The 15,884-nt window shown below is 76.3% G+C and carries 15 protein-coding genes; 12 read left to right on the top strand and 3 right to left on the bottom strand.

The annotated features are described in order from the left end of the window. Positions 1 to 24: 24 nt before the first annotated feature. Genes PGB27_RS27755 through PGB27_RS27745 form a run of 3 tightly spaced genes read left to right on the top strand, consistent with a single transcriptional unit; the run spans position 25 to position 3,353 of the window. Entirely contained in the window at positions 25 to 921 is an 897-nt protein-coding gene (locus PGB27_RS27755; RefSeq protein WP_274203689.1) for an AAA family ATPase, read from the top strand. Positions 922 to 949: 28 nt separating this feature from the next. After that, a complete protein-coding gene (locus tag PGB27_RS27750; protein WP_274203688.1) occupies positions 950 to 2,191 on the top strand; it encodes a vWA domain-containing protein in 1,242 nt (413 codons plus the stop codon). Beyond that, the gene (locus PGB27_RS27745; RefSeq protein ID WP_274203687.1) at positions 2,184 to 3,353 is read left to right on the top strand and encodes an XdhC family protein; all 1,170 of its coding nucleotides are present in this window, start codon (positions 2,184 to 2,186) and stop codon (positions 3,351 to 3,353) included. The genes PGB27_RS27750 and PGB27_RS27745 overlap by 8 nt, the downstream gene beginning before the upstream one ends. Here the strand turns inward: PGB27_RS27745 and PGB27_RS27740 are convergent, their stop codons facing one another. Beyond that, on the bottom strand, positions 3,354 to 4,217 hold the full coding sequence (locus PGB27_RS27740) for a class I SAM-dependent methyltransferase (protein ID WP_274203686.1): 864 nt from the start codon (positions 4,215 to 4,217) through the stop codon (positions 3,354 to 3,356). Positions 4,218 to 4,380: 163 nt separating this feature from the next. Here PGB27_RS27740 and PGB27_RS27735 point away from each other — a divergent pair, with 163 nt between their 5' ends. The 7 genes from PGB27_RS27735 to PGB27_RS27705 all read left to right on the top strand — a co-directional run bounded on the left by PGB27_RS27735 (position 4,381) and on the right by PGB27_RS27705 (position 12,386). Beyond that, complete coding sequence (locus PGB27_RS27735) at positions 4,381 to 6,996, top strand: helix-turn-helix transcriptional regulator (protein WP_274203685.1); 2,616 nt, start codon at positions 4,381 to 4,383, stop codon at positions 6,994 to 6,996. A 71-nt stretch (positions 6,997 to 7,067) separates the two neighbouring features. Next, complete coding sequence (locus PGB27_RS27730; protein WP_274203684.1) at positions 7,068 to 7,886, top strand: AzlC family ABC transporter permease; 819 nt, start codon at positions 7,068 to 7,070, stop codon at positions 7,884 to 7,886. Continuing rightward, positions 7,883 to 8,185 carry an AzlD domain-containing protein gene (locus PGB27_RS27725; protein ID WP_274203683.1) on the top strand — a complete coding sequence of 101 codons (303 nt, stop codon included), beginning with the start codon at positions 7,883 to 7,885 and terminating at the stop codon, positions 8,183 to 8,185. Before PGB27_RS27730 ends, PGB27_RS27725 begins: the two co-directional genes overlap by 4 nt. Continuing rightward, positions 8,182 to 8,898, top strand: a complete 717-nt coding sequence (locus PGB27_RS27720) for a PIG-L deacetylase family protein (RefSeq protein WP_274203682.1) — start codon at positions 8,182 to 8,184, stop codon at positions 8,896 to 8,898. The genes PGB27_RS27725 and PGB27_RS27720 overlap by 4 nt, the downstream gene beginning before the upstream one ends. Positions 8,899 to 8,986: 88 nt before the next feature. Continuing rightward, the gene (locus PGB27_RS27715; RefSeq protein ID WP_274203681.1) at positions 8,987 to 10,333 is read left to right on the top strand and encodes an iron-containing alcohol dehydrogenase; all 1,347 of its coding nucleotides are present in this window, start codon (positions 8,987 to 8,989) and stop codon (positions 10,331 to 10,333) included. Between the two features lie 5 nt (positions 10,334 to 10,338). Next, positions 10,339 to 11,712, top strand: a complete 1,374-nt coding sequence (locus PGB27_RS27710) for a MadS family sensor histidine kinase (protein ID WP_274203680.1) — start codon at positions 10,339 to 10,341, stop codon at positions 11,710 to 11,712. Further along, positions 11,709 to 12,386 (top strand): MadR family response regulator transcription factor, encoded by a 678-nt coding sequence (locus PGB27_RS27705; RefSeq protein ID WP_274203679.1) that lies wholly within the window; start codon positions 11,709 to 11,711, stop codon positions 12,384 to 12,386. The genes PGB27_RS27710 and PGB27_RS27705 overlap by 4 nt, the downstream gene beginning before the upstream one ends. A 61-nt stretch (positions 12,387 to 12,447) precedes the next feature. Here the strand turns inward: PGB27_RS27705 and PGB27_RS27700 are convergent, their stop codons facing one another. Next, positions 12,448 to 13,326, bottom strand: a complete 879-nt coding sequence (locus tag PGB27_RS27700) for a sigma-70 family RNA polymerase sigma factor (RefSeq protein ID WP_274203678.1) — start codon at positions 13,324 to 13,326, stop codon at positions 12,448 to 12,450. Between the two features lie 81 nt (positions 13,327 to 13,407). Here PGB27_RS27700 and PGB27_RS27695 point away from each other — a divergent pair, with 81 nt between their 5' ends. Then, positions 13,408 to 13,860: a carboxymuconolactone decarboxylase family protein gene (locus PGB27_RS27695; protein WP_274203677.1), complete on the top strand. Its 453-nt coding sequence runs from the start codon at positions 13,408 to 13,410 to the stop codon at positions 13,858 to 13,860. 12 nt (positions 13,861 to 13,872) lie between these two features. Here the strand turns inward: PGB27_RS27695 and PGB27_RS27690 are convergent, their stop codons facing one another. Further along, positions 13,873 to 14,412, bottom strand: coding sequence for a winged helix-turn-helix transcriptional regulator (locus PGB27_RS27690; RefSeq protein WP_274203676.1), 540 nt, complete (start codon positions 14,410 to 14,412; stop codon positions 13,873 to 13,875). A 68-nt stretch (positions 14,413 to 14,480) separates the two neighbouring features. On the opposite strand from PGB27_RS27690, the gene PGB27_RS27685 reads away from it, so the two are divergent. Then, on the top strand, positions 14,481 to 15,872 hold the full coding sequence (locus tag PGB27_RS27685; RefSeq protein WP_274203675.1) for an MFS transporter: 1,392 nt from the start codon (positions 14,481 to 14,483) through the stop codon (positions 15,870 to 15,872). Positions 15,873 to 15,884: the final 12 nt, after the last annotated feature.

Below are 15,884 nucleotides of genomic sequence, written 5' to 3'. Positions count from 1 at the left end.
TCGGCGCTGCGGGATGCTGGTCGGGTGAGCGTCCCCATCGAACCCACCAGCCCGGACGACCTGGCCCGCGCCCTCGACGGCACCGGCTACCTCGCCGACGCGGGCCTCGCCTCCGCGGCCTTCCTGGCGCTGCGCATGGGTCGTCCCCTGTTCTGCGAGGGCGAGCCGGGGACGGGCAAGACCGCCCTCGCGCAGGCACTGTCGCAGGCCCTCGGGCTGCCGCTCGTGCGCCTGCAGTGCCACGAGGGCATCGACGCCGCGCAGGCGCTCTACGACTGGGACTTCCCGCGCCAGCTCCTGCACCTGCGCGCCCTCGAGGCCTCCGCCAGCGCCTCGCACACCGAGCTCGACGTCGACGCCGTCGAGTCCTCCCTCTACGACCGCCGCTTCCTGCTCGCGCGCCCCGTGCTGCAGGCGCTGCAGGACGCGCCGTGCGTGCTGCTCGTCGACGAGGTCGACCGTGCCGACGACGAGTTCGAGGCGTTCCTGCTCGAGGTGCTCGCCGAGAACTCCGTCACCATCCCCGAGATCGGTGTCGTGCGCGCCGAGACGCCGCCGCTGGTCGTCCTGACCTCGAACCGCACCCGCGAGGTGCACGACGCGCTCAAGCGCCGCTGCCTCTACCTCTGGCTCGAGCACCCGGACCTCGCGCGCGAGACCGCGATCCTGCGCCGGCGCCTGCCCGACCTGCCCGAGGGGCTCGCCGAGCAGGTCGCCCAGGCCGTGCACGGGCTGCGCGGGCTGGACCTGCTCAAGCCGCCGGGCGTCGCCGAGTCGATCGACTGGGCGCAGGCCCTCCAGCTCGTCGGAGCCCGTCACCTCGACCTCGCGTCGGCCACCGCGACGCTCGGCGCGGTGCTGAAGTACCGCGAGGACGCCGACCGGGCGCGCGACAAGCTGGACGCCCTGCTCGCGTCATGAGCACCACGGGCGAGCGGAGCGACGGGGAATGAGTACCGGTGACCGGGGCGGGAGCAGTGACGCCCCCGCCCCCCGCCAGCACGCCGGCGCGGTGCTCGCCGCCGGGGTGGTCGAGTCGCTGGGCGGTGACACGACCCAGGACGCCGGCCGCGACGTCGACGCCGTCCTCGAGGACTTCGTCGCCTTCACGCGGCTCGTGCGCAACGCCGGGGTGCCCGTCACCACCGACCGCGTCGCGGCGTACCTGCAGGCCCTGCGCCTGAGCGACCTGCGCAGCGAGGTCGCCACCTACTGGGCCGGGCGCCTGACGCTGTGCGGCGACCCCGATGACGTCGTGCGCTACGACCACGCCTTCGCCGCCTGGTTCTCGTCCGACCCGCGCGACCAGCGCATGGGCCGCCCGGCGCCGCCCAAGCCCCGCATCTCGACGATGGCCGCGCTCACCGAGCCGCCGCCGGGGTCGGGGACGGGCGACGAGGACGAGGAGACCCCGGAGCTGCGGGTCGCCGCGTCCGGCGAGGAGATCCTGCGCGACCGCGACATCGCCGAGCTCTCCATCGGCGAGCGCGAGCACCTCAAACAGCTCCTGGCGCTGCTGCGCCCGGCCCCGCCGAGGCGCCGGGCACGGCGCCGGCGGTCCGCCCGCAAGGGCGAGCCCGACCCGCGGCGCACGCTGCGCGCCGCGCTCGCCAACGGCGGGGAGATCACCGACCTGCGCCGTCGCGCGCGCCGTCAGCGCCCGCGCCGGGTGGTGCTGCTCATCGACGTGTCCGGCTCCATGAGCCCGTACGCGGACACGCTGCTGCGCTTCGCCCACGTCGTCACCCGGCGCACGCCCACGGCGATCGAGACGTTCACGCTCGGCACCCGGCTGACCCGCGTCACCCGGGAGCTGCGTCAGCGTGACCCCGAGCGCGCGCTGGCCGACGCGGGGCGGGCGATCCCCGACTGGTCGGGCGGCACCCGGCTCGGCGAGGTGCTGCGGGCGTTCCTCGACCGCTGGGGCCAGCGCGGCGTGGCCCGGCGCGCGGTGGTCGTCGTGTTCTCCGACGGCTGGGAGCGCGGGGGCGCCGAGCTGCTCGGCGAGCAGTCCGCGCGGCTGCGGCGCCTGGCCCACAAGGTGGTCTGGGTGAACCCCCACGCGGGCAAGAGCGGCTACGAGCCCGTGCAGGGGGGAATCGCGGCGGCCCTCCCGCACGTTGACCGGTTGCTGGCGGGTCATTCCCTCACCACATTGGCCGAGCTCCTGGAGGTGCTGCGGGATGCGTGACGTGCTGCCGACCCTGGAGACCTGGTGGGCCGACGGGCGCCCGACCGCGCTCGCGACCGTCGTCGGGACCTTCCGCTCCGCCCCGCGCCAGCCCGGCGCCTCGATGCTCGTCGGCGACGACGGCCAGGCGGTCGGGAGCGTGTCGGGCGGCTGCGTCGAGGGCGCGGTCTACGAGCTCGGCTCCGGCATCCTGGAGGGCACCGATGAGGCCACGCTGCAGCGCTACGGTGTCTCCGACGACGACGCGTTCGCCGTCGGGCTGACCTGTGGCGGCATCCTCGACGTCTACGTCGAGAAAGTCGACCGGGAGTCGTTCCCGCAGCTCGGGGCCATCGCCGAGGCCGTGCGCGAGCACCGCTCGGTCGCCGTGGCCACCGTCGTCTCCGGGCCCGCCGAGCGCCTCGGGCGCCGCCTCGTGGTCTGGCCCGAGGAGGTCGAGGGCACCACCGGTTCCGCGCGCCTCGACGATGCCCTGCGCGACGACGTCCGCGGCCTGCTCGCCGCCGGCCGCTCGGCGCTGGTGTCCTACGGCACCGACGGCGAGCGCCGCGGCGAGGGCCTGCAGGTCTTCGTCGAGTCGTTCGCCCCGCCGCCGCGCCTCATCGTCTTCGGCGCCATCGACTTCGCCGCCGCCGTCGCGCGCATCGGCACGTTCCTCGGCATGCGGGTGACGGTCTGCGACGCCCGCCCGGTGTTCGCGACCTCGAGCCGCTTCCCCGAGGCGCACGAGGTCGTCGTCGAGTGGCCGCACCGCTACCTGGCCGCGGAGGCCGAGGCCGGGCGCATCGACGCGCGGACCTCGCTGGCCGTGCTCACCCACGACCCGAAGTTCGACGTGCCGCTGCTCGAGGTGGCGCTGCGCCTGCCCGAGATCGGCTACATCGGGGCCATGGGCTCGCGCCGCACCCACCTCGACCGCCGCCAGCGCCTCCTCGACGCCGGGGTCACCGAGGAGGAGCTGGCGCGCATGTCCAGCCCCATCGGGCTCGACCTCGGGGCGCGCACGCCGGAGGAGACCGCGGTGTCGATCGCCGCGGAGATGATCGCCCAGCAGTGGGGCGGACGGGGCACGCCGCTGTCGGACCGCGACGGCCCCATCCACACCGAGTCCAACGTCGAGCCGGCGGTGTCGGCCGCGTCGTTGGACGCCGCCCTCCACTGATCAGACGACCCGCGCGGTCAGCAGCAGGTACTCCCAGTCCATGACGAGGCCCTGCCCGTCGCGGGCGTGGCGCTCGGCCACCGCCGCGATCTCGCGGTCGAGCTCGGCGGTGCGCGCGGCGTCCTCGGCGTTGTTGCGGTACGCCACGATCGTCGGCCCGTAGGTCTCCTTCCAGTAGGAGCGGAACCCGTCGGGGGTGTCGAACGCGGCGATCGTCACGGTCCGGCGCTCGGTCTCGACGTCGGTGACGCGGTCGCCGAGCAGCGCGCGCACGTGCGCCTCGTCGCCCCACAGCGGCGGGGGCTGCGCGCCGGGCGGCGGCGGGGGCGCGAACGGCTTCATCGTCTTGAACAGGTCGCCGACGAAGCCCTCGGGCGTCCAGCTGATGAGGCCGATGCGCCCGCCCGGGCGGCAGACGCGGACGAGTTCGTCGGCGGCCTGCTGGTGGTGCGGCGCGAACATCACCCCGACGCAGGAGGTGACGACGTCGAAGGCGTCGTCGGGGTAGGGCAGGGCCTCGGCGTCGCCCTCCTGCCACTGCAGCGTGACGCCCTGGCGCTCCGCGGCCGCGCGCCCCGCCGGGAACAGCTCGGGGGTGAGGTCGGAGGCGATGACGTCGGCGCCGGCGAGGGCGGCGGGGACCGCGACGTTCCCGGTGCCCGCGGCGACGTCGAGGACGCGGTCGCCCGGGCGGATCCCGGTGGCCGCGACGAGGACGGGGCCGAGCTCGGCGATGAGCCGGGCGGCGACGTCGGGGTAGTCGCCGAGGCCCCACATCGTGCGGTGGCGGGCCTTGAGGGCGGCGTCGGCGGCCCGGGCGTCGGCGGCGGCGTCGGTCTCGACGGCGGTGGTCGTGTCGGTCATCTCGGTGTCTCCCGTCCGGTGGACCGGCGACGTGCCGGCCGGTGGCGAGAAGGCTCCGCGCGCGCCACGCCGCGGGCATCGGGAGGACCTCCCTAGATTCCGCGGCAGCGACTAGGCCGTTCGGGTATATCGCCCGTAATGTCGATCACGTAGAGTCACACGCGTGGACCTGCTCGAGCGCGAGGACGAGCAGCGTCTCCTCGCGCACGCGTGGGACCGGGCGCGGTCCGGGACGGGGTCGATCGTCCTGCTCGCGGGGGAGTCGGGCATCGGGAAGACGTCGCTGGCCCGCGCGTTCGCCGCCGGCCTCGACGGCGGCGAGGTCCTGTGGGGGGTCTGCGACCCGCTGGGCGTGCCCCGCCCGCTGGGCCCGCTGCACGACGTCGCGGCCGACCTCGGCGAGCCGGTGACGCGGCTGCTGCACACCGGCGTCCCGCCGCACGAGATCCACCGCGCCCTGCTCGACGCGCTCGCCGCGCGCCCGTTGCTGCTGGTCGTCGACGACCTGCAGTGGGCCGACGAGGCGACCATCGACCTGCTGCGGTTCCTCCTGCGCCGCATCGCCGGCACCCGCTCGCTGGTCCTCGCCACCTACCGGGCCGACGAGCCCGATCCCCAGCCCGCGCTGCGGGCGCTGCTCGGCGACGTCGCGCGCAGCCCGGCCGCCACCCGCCTGGAGCTCGGGCCGCTGTCGGTCGCGGCGGTGGCGGCGCTGGTGGGGGAGCGCGCCATCGACCCCGACCGCCTGCACCGCCTCACGCGCGGCAACTCGTTCTTCGTCACCGAGGTGATCAGCCAGGACGGGGACACCCTCCCCACGTCGGTGCGCGACGCCGTGCTCGCGCGCACCGCGGGCCTCGACCCGGAGGCCGGCGACCTCGCGGACCTGCTCGCCTGCGCGCCGGGCCCCGTCCCGGACGCCCTGCTGCCCGCGCTCGGCGCCGGCATCGCGCCGCTGCGCACGCTCGACTCGGCGGGCCTGATCGCCCGGGACCGGCGCGGCATCACGTTCCGCCACGACATCTGCCGGCTCGCGGTCGCGGGAGCGATCCCGCCCGGCGGGGAGGTCGCCCTGCACCGGCGGATGCTCGCCGCGCTCGAGACGCTGCCCGACCCCGACCCCGCGGTGCTCGCCCACCACGCGCTGGCCGCGGGCGACGACGCGCGGGTGTTCCGGTACGCCGCGCGGGCCGGGCGCGTGGCGGCGGGCGCGGCCGCGCACACCGAGGCCGCGGCCTTCTTCACCACCGCGCTCGAGCACGCCCCCGGCGACGCCCTCGCCGCCCGCGCGGGCCTCTGCGAGCTGCTCGCGCACGAGCTCTTCCTCACCAACCGGCTCGACGAGGCCATCGCCGCGTGCCACCGGGCCATCGCGTGGCGGCGGGCGGAGGGCGACCTCGACGGCGTCGGTGCCGGGCACCGGTCGCTGGCCTCGTTCGAGTGGTACCACGGCGACCGCGTGCGGGCCGTCGAGCACGCGACCACGGCCATCGAGGTGCTCGAGCCCCGCGCCGAGCCGGGCAGCCGCGCCGCCGTGCTCCTGGGGCACGCGCTCGCGGCCCGGGGGTTCCTCGCGATGCAGGACAACGACCTGGCCACCGTCCGCGAGCTGCACGACCGCGCCCGCGCCGTCGCGGTGGGCGCCGACGACGACGCCCTCGAGGTCCGGCTGCTCATGCTCGACACCGTCGTCGCGATGCTGGCGGGCGAGGGATCCGCGCGCGGGCGGCTGCTGGGCGCGCTCGAGGCGGTCGGCGACGACGTCCAGGTCGAGCACTCCACCTGCTGGACCCAGCTCGCGAACCTCGACGTCGAGCAGCGGCGCCTCGACGCGGCCGAGAAGGTGCTCGACCGGAGCCTGCCGCTGACCGTGCAGTGGGAGTACCCCATCTGCGAGCACTGGCAGCGCGGCGTGCGCGCGCGGCTGCGGGTGCTGCGGGGCGCCTGGGACGAGGCCGCCATCGACGCGCGCGGCGTGCTCACCGACAGCGGGTCGATGCTGACCCACACCTGGCCGTCGCTGGTGCTCGGGCTCGTCGCGCTGCGCCGCGGCGACGCCGAGGCCGACGCGCACCTCGAGCGCGGCTGGGACATCGCCGCCCATTTCGGCGAACCGCTGCGGCTGCTGCCGGCCGCGTCGGCGCTGGCCGAGCGCTGCTGGGTGACCGGCGCGCCCGACGCCCGTCTCGGCGACGTGCTCACCCTGCTCGCCGAGGTCGGCGCGCGGCCGGGCACCGAGTGGTCGGCCGCGGAGCTCGCGGTGTGGCTGCGCCGGCTCGGGCACCACGTCAGCCCGCCCGTGCTGCCGGCCGAGGGCCCGTACCGCCTGATGCTCGACGGCGACGCCGCCGGCGCGGCGCAGGCGTGGACCGCCCTCGGCACCCCCTACGAGGCGGCCCTCGCGCTCGTCGACACCGGCGACCCCGCCGAGATCTTCGCCGCGCTCGAGACGTTCGACCGGCTCGGCGCGGACGCCGTCGGGGCCAAGGTGCGCCGCGACCTGCGCGGACGCGGCGTCACCGGCGTCCCCGCCCGCCCCCGCGCCACCACGCGGACCAACCCGGCCGGGCTGACCGCGCGGCAGGTCGACGTCCTGCGCCTGCTCGCCGAGGGCCTGACCAACGCCGGGATCGCCGGGCGCCTGTTCATCTCCGAGAAGACCGCCGACCACCACGTCTCGGCGATCCTCGCGAAGCTGGAGGTGCCCACGCGCCGCGAGGCCGCCGCGGCGGGCCGGCGCCTGGGGCTGGTGCCCGACCGTCGCGTCGCCCAGGCGTAGGTGGTCACGCACCGCAAGATGGGGAACGGGCACCGACGCCCTGACCTCGGGCCGGACGCGATCGTTCGGTCATGTCCATCACCGAGCGTCACACCGCCCGCCGCGGCGAGGTCGCGACGGCCGTGCGCGACCTGGCGCCGGTCGCCCTCGGCCTCGCCCCCTTCGCCCTCCTCATCGGCGTCACCGGCGCCCGCTCGGCCGCCGGCGCCGGTTCCGCGGTGCTCTCGTCGGTGCTGCTGCTCGGCGGCAGCGCGCAGCTCACCGCGCTGACCCTGCTCGCCGGGGGCGCAGCCACGGGCGCGGTCGTCGCCACCGTCGCCGTGGTCAACGCGCGCTTCCTGCTCTACGCGGCGGCCCTCGAACCGCACTTCCGCGACCAGCCGGCGTGGTTCCGGTGGCTCGCACCGCACTTCGTCGTCGACCCCACCTACGCGATGGTCGCGGGGCGCACCGACCTCGACGACCCGGCCCGCTTCCGCCGCTACTGGCTGACCGCGGGCGGCGGGCTCGCCGCGGCCTGGATCGCGATGACGGCCCTCGGCGCGGTGCTCGCGCCGGTGCTGCCCGCGTCCGCCGCCCTGACCGTCGCCGCGCCCGCGATGTTCCTCGCGATGCTCGTGCCCCACCTGCGGGCCCGGGCCGGCCGCCTCGCCGCCGTCGTCGCCGCGGTCGTCGCCGTCGCGGCCGCCGGCCTCCCCGACGGCCTCGGCCTGCTCGCCGCCATCGCCGCGGGGGTCGTCACGGCCACGGTCGCCGACGGGCTCACCCCCACCAGCACCGCCACCAGCACGGCCACCAGCACGGCCACCAGCACCGCCACCAGCACGGCCACCAGCACGGCCACCAGCACGGCCACCAGCACCGCCACGACCGACCGGAGCGCGTCATGACCCTCCTCCTCGCGGCCGTCGCCACCCACGGCCTGCGCACCGTCCTCATCACGCTCGTCCCCGCGCACCGGCTGCCGGCGCTGCTGCGCCGCGGCCTGCCGCACCTCGCGCCCGCCGCGCTCGCCGGCCTGGTCGCGACGGCGCTGGTCACCACGTCGGCACCGTCCGGCCCGGCGGTACCCGGCATCACCTACGCCGCCCTCGCCGTCGCCGCCCTCGTCGCGTGGCGCTCCCGCCACCCCGCCCTGCCCGTGCTGGCCGCCGTCGCGGTCACCGTCGTCGCGGAGGTGCTGTCGTGACCCGCACCCTGCTCGGCGTCTGGGCCCACCCCGACGACGAGACCTTCCTGTCCTCCGGCCTGGTCCTCGCCGCCCGCGAGCGGGGCGACCGCGTCGTCCTCGTCACCGCGACCCGCGGCGAGCACGGCACCGACGACCCCGCCGCCTGGCCACCCGAGCGGCTCGGACGACACCGCGAGCGCGAGCTCGAGGCGGCGCTGGCCGTGCTGGGCGTCGACGAGCACCGCTTCCTGGGGCACCGCGACGGGGCCTGCGCCGACGCGCCCGAGCCGCTGGCCGCGCGGGCGATCGCGACGATCATCAAGGACGTCGCCCCGGACACCATCGTCACGTTCGGGCCCGACGGCGTGACCGGCCACCCGGACCACCGCGCCGTCGGACGGTGGACGACCCGTGCGCGTGACGCCGTGGCGCCCGGGGCCGAGCTCCTGCGGGCCGTCCTCGCGCCCGGGTTCACGCGCCGGTTCGCCGACGTCAACGACGCCTTCGGGGTGTTCATGGACGAGCCCGCCGAGGAGGTCGCGCCCGGCCTGCACCTGCGCCTGGACGGCGTCCACCTCGACCGCAAGATCGAGGCGATGCTCGCCCAGGACAGCCAGACGCGTCGCCTGCTCGACGGTGTCGGGCTCGCGACGTTCCGGCGGTGGTGGGGCGAGGAGGCGTTCCTCGTGGAGGCCGGGGTCGGTGCACCCGCGGTCGTGCGGGCGGCCTGACACCGCGTGACCTGCGTCGTGATGCCGTCCGATCGGGCGCGACCGAACCCGTTCGTCACCCTGCCGTCGCCCCGCCGTCGTCTGTAACGTGGCCTACATCGTCGGCCGGCAGGAAGGGGGCAGCGTGGTCCTCGTCGACAGCGTGACCCGCGCGGGAGACTCGGTCATCGCCCGTCGCCGCTCCGTGGAGCCGGTGGTCGGGGCGTCCGCCCTCCCGACCCCCGCGGCCAGTCCGGCCGAGCGGGCGGCGGCGCGGTCACGCACGGGGACACCGCGGCTCGCGAAGTTCCATGTCCCGGAGATCCTCTTCGGGCCCGGCTCCCTGCCGGAGGCGGCCCACGCCGCGGTCCGCCTCGGCGCCCGCCGGCCCCTGCTCGTCACCGACCCGGGGCTCTGCGCCGCCGGCTGGCCCACCCAGCTCGGCGCCCACCTCGCGGAGGCCGGGCTGCGGCCGGCGGTGTGGTCGGGCGTGACGCCCAACCCCAAGGACCACGAGATCGCCGCGGGCCACGTGGCCTACCGCGAGCACGGCTGCGACGTCATCGTCGCGCTCGGCGGCGGCTCGGTGATCGACGCGGCCAAAGGGATCGCGCTGCTCGCGGGCAACGGCGGCACGATCCTCGACTACGAGGGTGTCGACCGGATGGCGCTGCCCATCCCGCCGCTGGTCATGGTGCCGTCCACCTCGGGGACCGGGGCCGACGTCTCGCAGTTCTGCATCGTCACCGACACCGCGCGCAACACCAAGATCACGATCCTGGGGCGGGCGATGGTGCCCGACGTCTCGGTCGTCGACCCGTCGCTGCTCACGACGATGCCCGACTGGCTCAACGCCGCCACCGGGCTCGACGCGCTCACCCACGGCATCGAGGCCTACGTCTCGCGCGCCCACAACCCGCTGACCGACCACCACGCGCTGCAGGCGATCGCGCTGGTCGGCGAGCACCTCGAGCGCACCATGGACCACCCCGCCGACGAGGCCGCGCGCACCTGCATGGCGCAGGCCGCGCTCGAGGCGGGACTCGCGTTCACCAACGCGATCCTCGGCGCCGCGCACGCGATGAGCCACCAGGTCGGGGGCCTGCTCGACCTGCCGCACGGCGTCATCAACGGGGTGCTGCTGCCGCACGTCATCCGCTTCAACAGCGAGCCCGACCCGCACCGGTTCGTCCCGATCGCGCAGGCCCTCGGCCTGCCCGGGCGCATCGTGCCCGACTCGACGGCCGGCGCCGCGGAGGCCGCGGAGTGGGCGGCGGCGGAGGTGCGCCGGCTCGCCGACGAGCTGGGCGTGCCGAAGGGCCTGGGCGAGATCGGCGTCACCGAGGCGGACGTGCCGCTGCTGTCGGCGATGACGCTGGCCGACGCCTGCCTGTCCACCAACCCGCGCGAGGCCGGCCAGGCCGACATCGAGACACTGTTCCGGGCGGCCCTGTAACCCCGATGTCCGTCGACCACCACGATCTGGACCAGCTCACCGGGATCCGCTCCGGCAAGCCGTCCTTCTACATCGAGTACCTGGCCTCGGCCGAGCGGCTGCGCCGGGTCATCCACGCCCTCGACCGGATCTCGCGCGCGCTGGTGCGCACCACCGAGGGCCCGGGCACGCTCGTGCGCGCGGTGGCCGAGGCAGCCGCCGACCACCTCACCGCGCACTGGGTGGTGTTCGCCCTCGCCGACGGCGCGCTGCCCGAGGCCGCGCCGCGCCACCTCGTGCTCGGCCCGGCGGGCGAGGAGGTCGACGCGGACGACCCGGAGCTGCCGCCGTGGGTCGTCGCGCACCTGCGCGCCGTGCGCACGGGCGAGGGCCACACGCACGTCGTCACCCCCGAGTCGGAACCCGCGCACGACCCCCACCACCTGCACGTCCCGGTGCACCTCGACGGCGACGTCGTCGGCGAGATCGTGGCGTGGACCGGCGCCGAGCGGGCCATCGACGCCACCGACGCCTCGGTCCTGCGCGTGCTCGCCGGCCAGACCGCGGCGGCGCTGCAGAACTCGGCGCTGCACCAGCGCACGATGCGCCTCTACGGCGAGGCGAGCCGGCACGCCGAGGACCTCGCCGCCCGCAACGAGCAGCTCCAGCACACCCGCGACGCGCTGACCGTCGCCCGCCAGCGCGAGGTGCTCGACTCCGAGCGGCACCGCATCGCCCGCGAGCTGCACGACTCGGTGACCCAGTACGCGCTCTCGGCGGGCATGCAGATCGAGGTCGTCCGCTCCGAGATCCGCGACGAGCGCCAGCGCCGGCGCCTCGAGACGGCGAAGGCGCTGACGCGGCGCGCCGTCGAGCAGCTGCGCTCGGCGATCTACGCGCTCAACCACTCCGGCGACCGCGGGCGGCAGAGCCTGCCCGCCATGCTCGAGGAGCTCTCGACGGTCCACATGCCCTCGGACCTGCGGGTCCAGGTGCGCATCGAGGGGCGCCCGGTGCCGCTGTCGTCCGCGGCGGAGCGCTCGCTGTTCCGGGTGGCGGGCGAGGCGCTGTTCAACGCGGCCGTGCACGCCGAGGCGGGGGTGGCCGTCGTGCGCCTGGCCTACCGCAAGGACCGCCTGGTGCTCTCGGTGTCCGACGACGGCACCGGCGACCCCGAGCACGTGCGCCGCTCGCTGCGGGTCGCCGCCGCCGGCGACCTCGACGGCTCCCACCGCGGCCTGGTCAACATGGCCGAGCGCGCCCGCGAGATCGGCGGCACCCTGCGCATCCGCCGCGCGCCCCAGGGCGGCATCCGCGTCGAGGTCGGCGTGCCGCTCACCACCGCGCCCGCCGCGGCACCCACCACCGACACTGCCGAGGAAGCCGGGAGCCGGTCATGACCGAGATCCGCGTACCCGCCCGCGCCGCCGCCAAGCGGGGCGAGGTGCGCATCGTCCTCGTGGACGACCACGCCATCGTCCGCCAGGGCCTGCGCTCGGTGCTCGAGCGCGAGCCGCAGTTCGCCATCGTCGGCGAGGCGTCGAGCGCGGCGGAGGCGCTCGCCGTCGTCGCGCACCAGCGGCCGTCGATCGTGCTGCTCGACCTCAAGCTCTCGACCAGCTCGGACTCCGAGGGCCTGCAGCTGTGCCGCCAGCTCACCCAGGCGCACCCCGGCGTCGGCGTGCTCGTGCTGACGACGTTCCTCGACGACCGCCTGGTGGTCGAGGCGGTCCACGCCGGCGCGCGCGGCTACGTCGTCAAGGACGTCGACACCACCGAGCTGACCGCGGCGATCCGCGCGGTCTCGCGCGGCGAGTCGGCGTTCGACTCCCGCTCGGCGGCCGCCGTGGTGCGCTCCCTCAACGGACAGCAGCCCCACGGCGACCCGCTGACCGGCCGCGAGCTCGACGTCCTGCGCCTGCTCGCCCGCGGCATGTCCAACCGCACCATCGGCCGCGAGCTCTTCATCTCCGAGACGACGGTGAAGTTCCACGTCGGCAACCTCATGCGCAAGCTCGACGTCACCCGCCGCGCCGAGGCCGTCTACGCCGCCTCGAAGATGGGCCTGATCTGACGCACGGGGTGTGTCAGCGTGGCGTCCACGCTGACACTGGGCGTCAGGAAAGCACCCACGATCACCGCAGCTCCACCTCGATCCCGGCGAGCACGTCCGGGTCGGCGATCATCTCGATGGCCACGATCCGCCCGCCCACGATGACGAGGTCGAACGCCGCGCGCACCTGCCCGCCCGGGGCGTAGGCCACGCCGAACGCGCCGTCGAGCAGCGCCGGCTGCGCGGCGGTGGCGCGACCGGTGAACACGCGGGCGACGACCTCGGCTCCGCGCATCTCCCCGCCGACCTGCGGCGCGTTCGGGTTCGCGGCGGCCGCGGCCAGCGCGACGCGGTCGGCGCGCAGCTCGACGTCGGGGTCGAGGACGCCGAGCAGCCCGGCGAAGTCGCCGTCGCGCGCCGCGGTGAGGAAGGCCGCGACGACCTCGCGGCGGCGCGCCGGGTCCGGGTCGCCGTCCGCCGAGCCCCCGCGGACGCGCCGGCGGGCGCGGCTCGCGAGCTGGCGTGCCGCGGCCGGGCTGCGCTCGACGACCGTCGCGATCTCGTCGAACGGGACGGCGAACAGGTCGTGGAGCACGAACGCCAGGCGCTCGGCGGGCTCGAGGCGCTCGAGCACGACGTGCAGGGCGGCACCGAGCGCGTCGGCCTGCAGAGCCCGGGTCTCGGGGTCGGGCTCCTCGTCGACGGCCGCCTCGGCCTCGGCGAGGTCCGACTCCGCCCGCGTCCCGCGCCGCTGCAGCATGGTCAGCGCCACGCGCCCGGCGACCGTCGTCAGCCAGGCGCGCAGGTTCTCCACCTCGGAGACGTCGGTGCGCGCCAGCCGCAGCCACGTCTCCTGCACCGCGTCGTCGGCCTCGACGGGGCTGCCGAGCAGCCGCATCGTCACCGCGCGCAGGTGCGGGCGGTGGGTCTCGAAGGTCGTGGCGAGATTCTCGGTGTCCATCGGTCACATCCCTGCGTCGCGAGAGGTCTCCCTGGTGACCGGCGACCGCCGGTCGATGTGACACCGACAGAGGAGACCATCATGGCCGGACGACTGGAGCACTTCACCCGCGCGCTGCCCGGCTTCGGCGAGGCGGTGGGGTCGATGATCGGCACCATCCGCTCCGCCGGCGTGCCGGACACCACGCTGGAGCTCGTCCACCTGCGCGTCAGCCAGATCAACGGCTGCGCGTTCTGCGTGGACTCGGGCACGAGGACCATGCGCAAGAACGGCGAGTCCGAGGACCGGCTGGCCATGCTCGTGGTGTGGCGCGAGGCCCCGGGGTTCACCGACGCCGAGCGGGCCGCGCTCGCGCTGGCCGAGGCGGCGACGCGGATCGCCGACCGCCCGGACCCCGTCTCCGACGAGGTCTGGGCCGAGGCCACCCGGCACTTCGACGAGACGGCGCTCGCCGGGCTCGTCGCGCAGATCGCGCTGACCAACCTGTTCAACCACGCCAACGTCGCCATCCGCCGGCCGGTGGGCGCGTGGTGACGCCCTCGCCCATCACGGCAGCGGCGTCAGGAGCCGGTGGGGGCGGCGCAGGGCGCGGCTGACGGCGTCGTCGCGTTCGGGGCGGGTGCCGTCGTCCTCGTCGGGGTCGAGCGCCCGGGTCTCCAGGGCGGCGGGCGGCGGCAGGGTGCCGCACGCCGGGCAGACGCCGCCGGCGGCGAGGTCGGCGCCGCCCGCCGGGCAGTCGGCGTGGCGGAACCGGCGCCGCCCCCCGCCCGGCCCCACGCGGTGCCGGTCGCCCCAGCGGGCGAGGCTGAACAGCGCGGGCCACAGGTCGAGCCCGTCCTCGGTGAGCACGTACTCGTCGCGACCGGGCGCGTAGGGCCGGCGCTCGAGGATGCCGGCGTCGACGAGGGTCGCCAGCCGGTCGGAGAGCACGGCGCGCGGGATGTCGAGGTGCGCGCGCAGGTCGGCGAAGCGGCGGACGCCGAAGAAGCAGTCGCGGAGCACGAGCAGCGTCCAGCGCTCGCCGACGACCTCCAGCGCGCGGGCGAGCGCGCAGTCCTGGCGGTCGTAGTCCTTCCCCAGCGGCACGCCAACCACGGTAGTCGTCACACCGCCAGAGGTTCAATGACCGAACCTGGGCTGCTACCGTCCCCGACGTGCCCCCGGTCGACCGCCCCCGCGCCGTGCTCGCCGTCGCCGGGACCGCCACGTTCCTCGCGCTCGTCGTCTTCACGACGCCCCTCGCGACGCTGCCCTCGACGGCCACCACGCTCGGGGCGGGCCCCGAGGCGCAGGCGTGGATCCTCAGCTCGATGAGCATCGGGCTCGGGGTGGCGCTGCTCTCGGTCGGCGCGCTCGGCGACGACCTCGGCCGGCGCCGGGTCCTCGTGCTCGGCGCGGGGGTCCTCGCGGCGTCCTCGGTCCTGGGCGCGCTGGCCCCCAACGCCCTCGTGCTCGTCGTCGCCCGCGTGCTGCAGGGCATCGGGGCGGCGGCGCTGGTCGCGTGCAGCCAGGGGCTCCTCGGCCACGCCTTCCCCGCGGGCACCCACGAGGCGCGCACGGCCAGCAGCGTGTGGGGCGCGAGCCTCGGCGCCGGCATCGCGGCGGGCCCGTTCCTCGCGTCGGGCCTCGACCGCGTCGTCGGCTGGACCGGCGCCTACTGGGCCGCCGCGCTCGCCGCGCTGGTCCTCGCCCTCGTCACCGCCCGCGCGGTGCCGGAGTCGCGCGCCGAGACTCCGCGCCCGGTGGACGTGCCCGGCGTGCTCGTCCTCGCCGCCGGCCTCGCCGCGCTGCTCGCGGGTCTCGTCGAGGGCCGGTCGGGGTTCGCCCGGCCCGGCGTGCTCGCCCTGCTCGCGGCCGGCGTCGTGCTGCTCGCCGTGTTCGTCGTCCTCGAGCGTCGGCGCGCCGCCCCCATGCTCGACCTGGGCCTGTTCGCGTCGCCGGCGTTCGTCGCGGCCACCGTCGGGGCGCTCGCGACGGGCATGGGCATCATCGCCTCGACCTCCTTCCTGCCCACCGTCGTCGAGCGCGGGCTGGGCAGCACCGCGGTGGTCGGCGCCCTGCTCCTGCTCGCGTGGTCGGGCACGAGCGTCGTCACCGCGCTGCTCGCCCGCCGCCTGCCCGCCGCCTGGTCGGGACGGCTGCTGCTCGCCGGCGGCCTCGCCGTCGTCGCGCTCGGCCAGCTCCTGCTGCTCGGGCTCGCGCCGGACGACAGCCCTCTCTCGCTGGTGCCCGGGCTCGCCCTCGCGGGCGCGGCGAGCGGGGTCGTCAACGCGTCGCTGGGCCGCGAGGCCGTCGCCAGCGTGCCCCCGGGCCGCGGGGCGATGGGCGGCGGTGCCAACAACACCGCCCGCTACGTCGGCTCGGCGATCGGGACCACCGTGATCGCCGTCGTCGCCACCCGCCCGTCCCTCGGCGCCGGCCCGGCCGCGCTGGTCGAGGGCTGGAACGACGCGCTGCCGCTGCTCGTCGCGTTCTCGCTGGTCGGGGCCCTCGCGGTGGCGGCCTGCCGACCCCGGCGGGTGCGGACCCCCGTGACGACCGGGTGACGCACGACCGAT

Origin of the sequence: Actinomycetospora lemnae (assembly GCF_028737315.1) — a bacterium.
Classification (GTDB): Bacteria; Actinomycetota; Actinomycetes; order Mycobacteriales; family Pseudonocardiaceae; genus Actinomycetospora; species Actinomycetospora lemnae.
The sequence above is the reverse complement of the archived record's forward strand: the minus strand, read 5'-3'. Positions and strand labels throughout refer to the sequence as shown.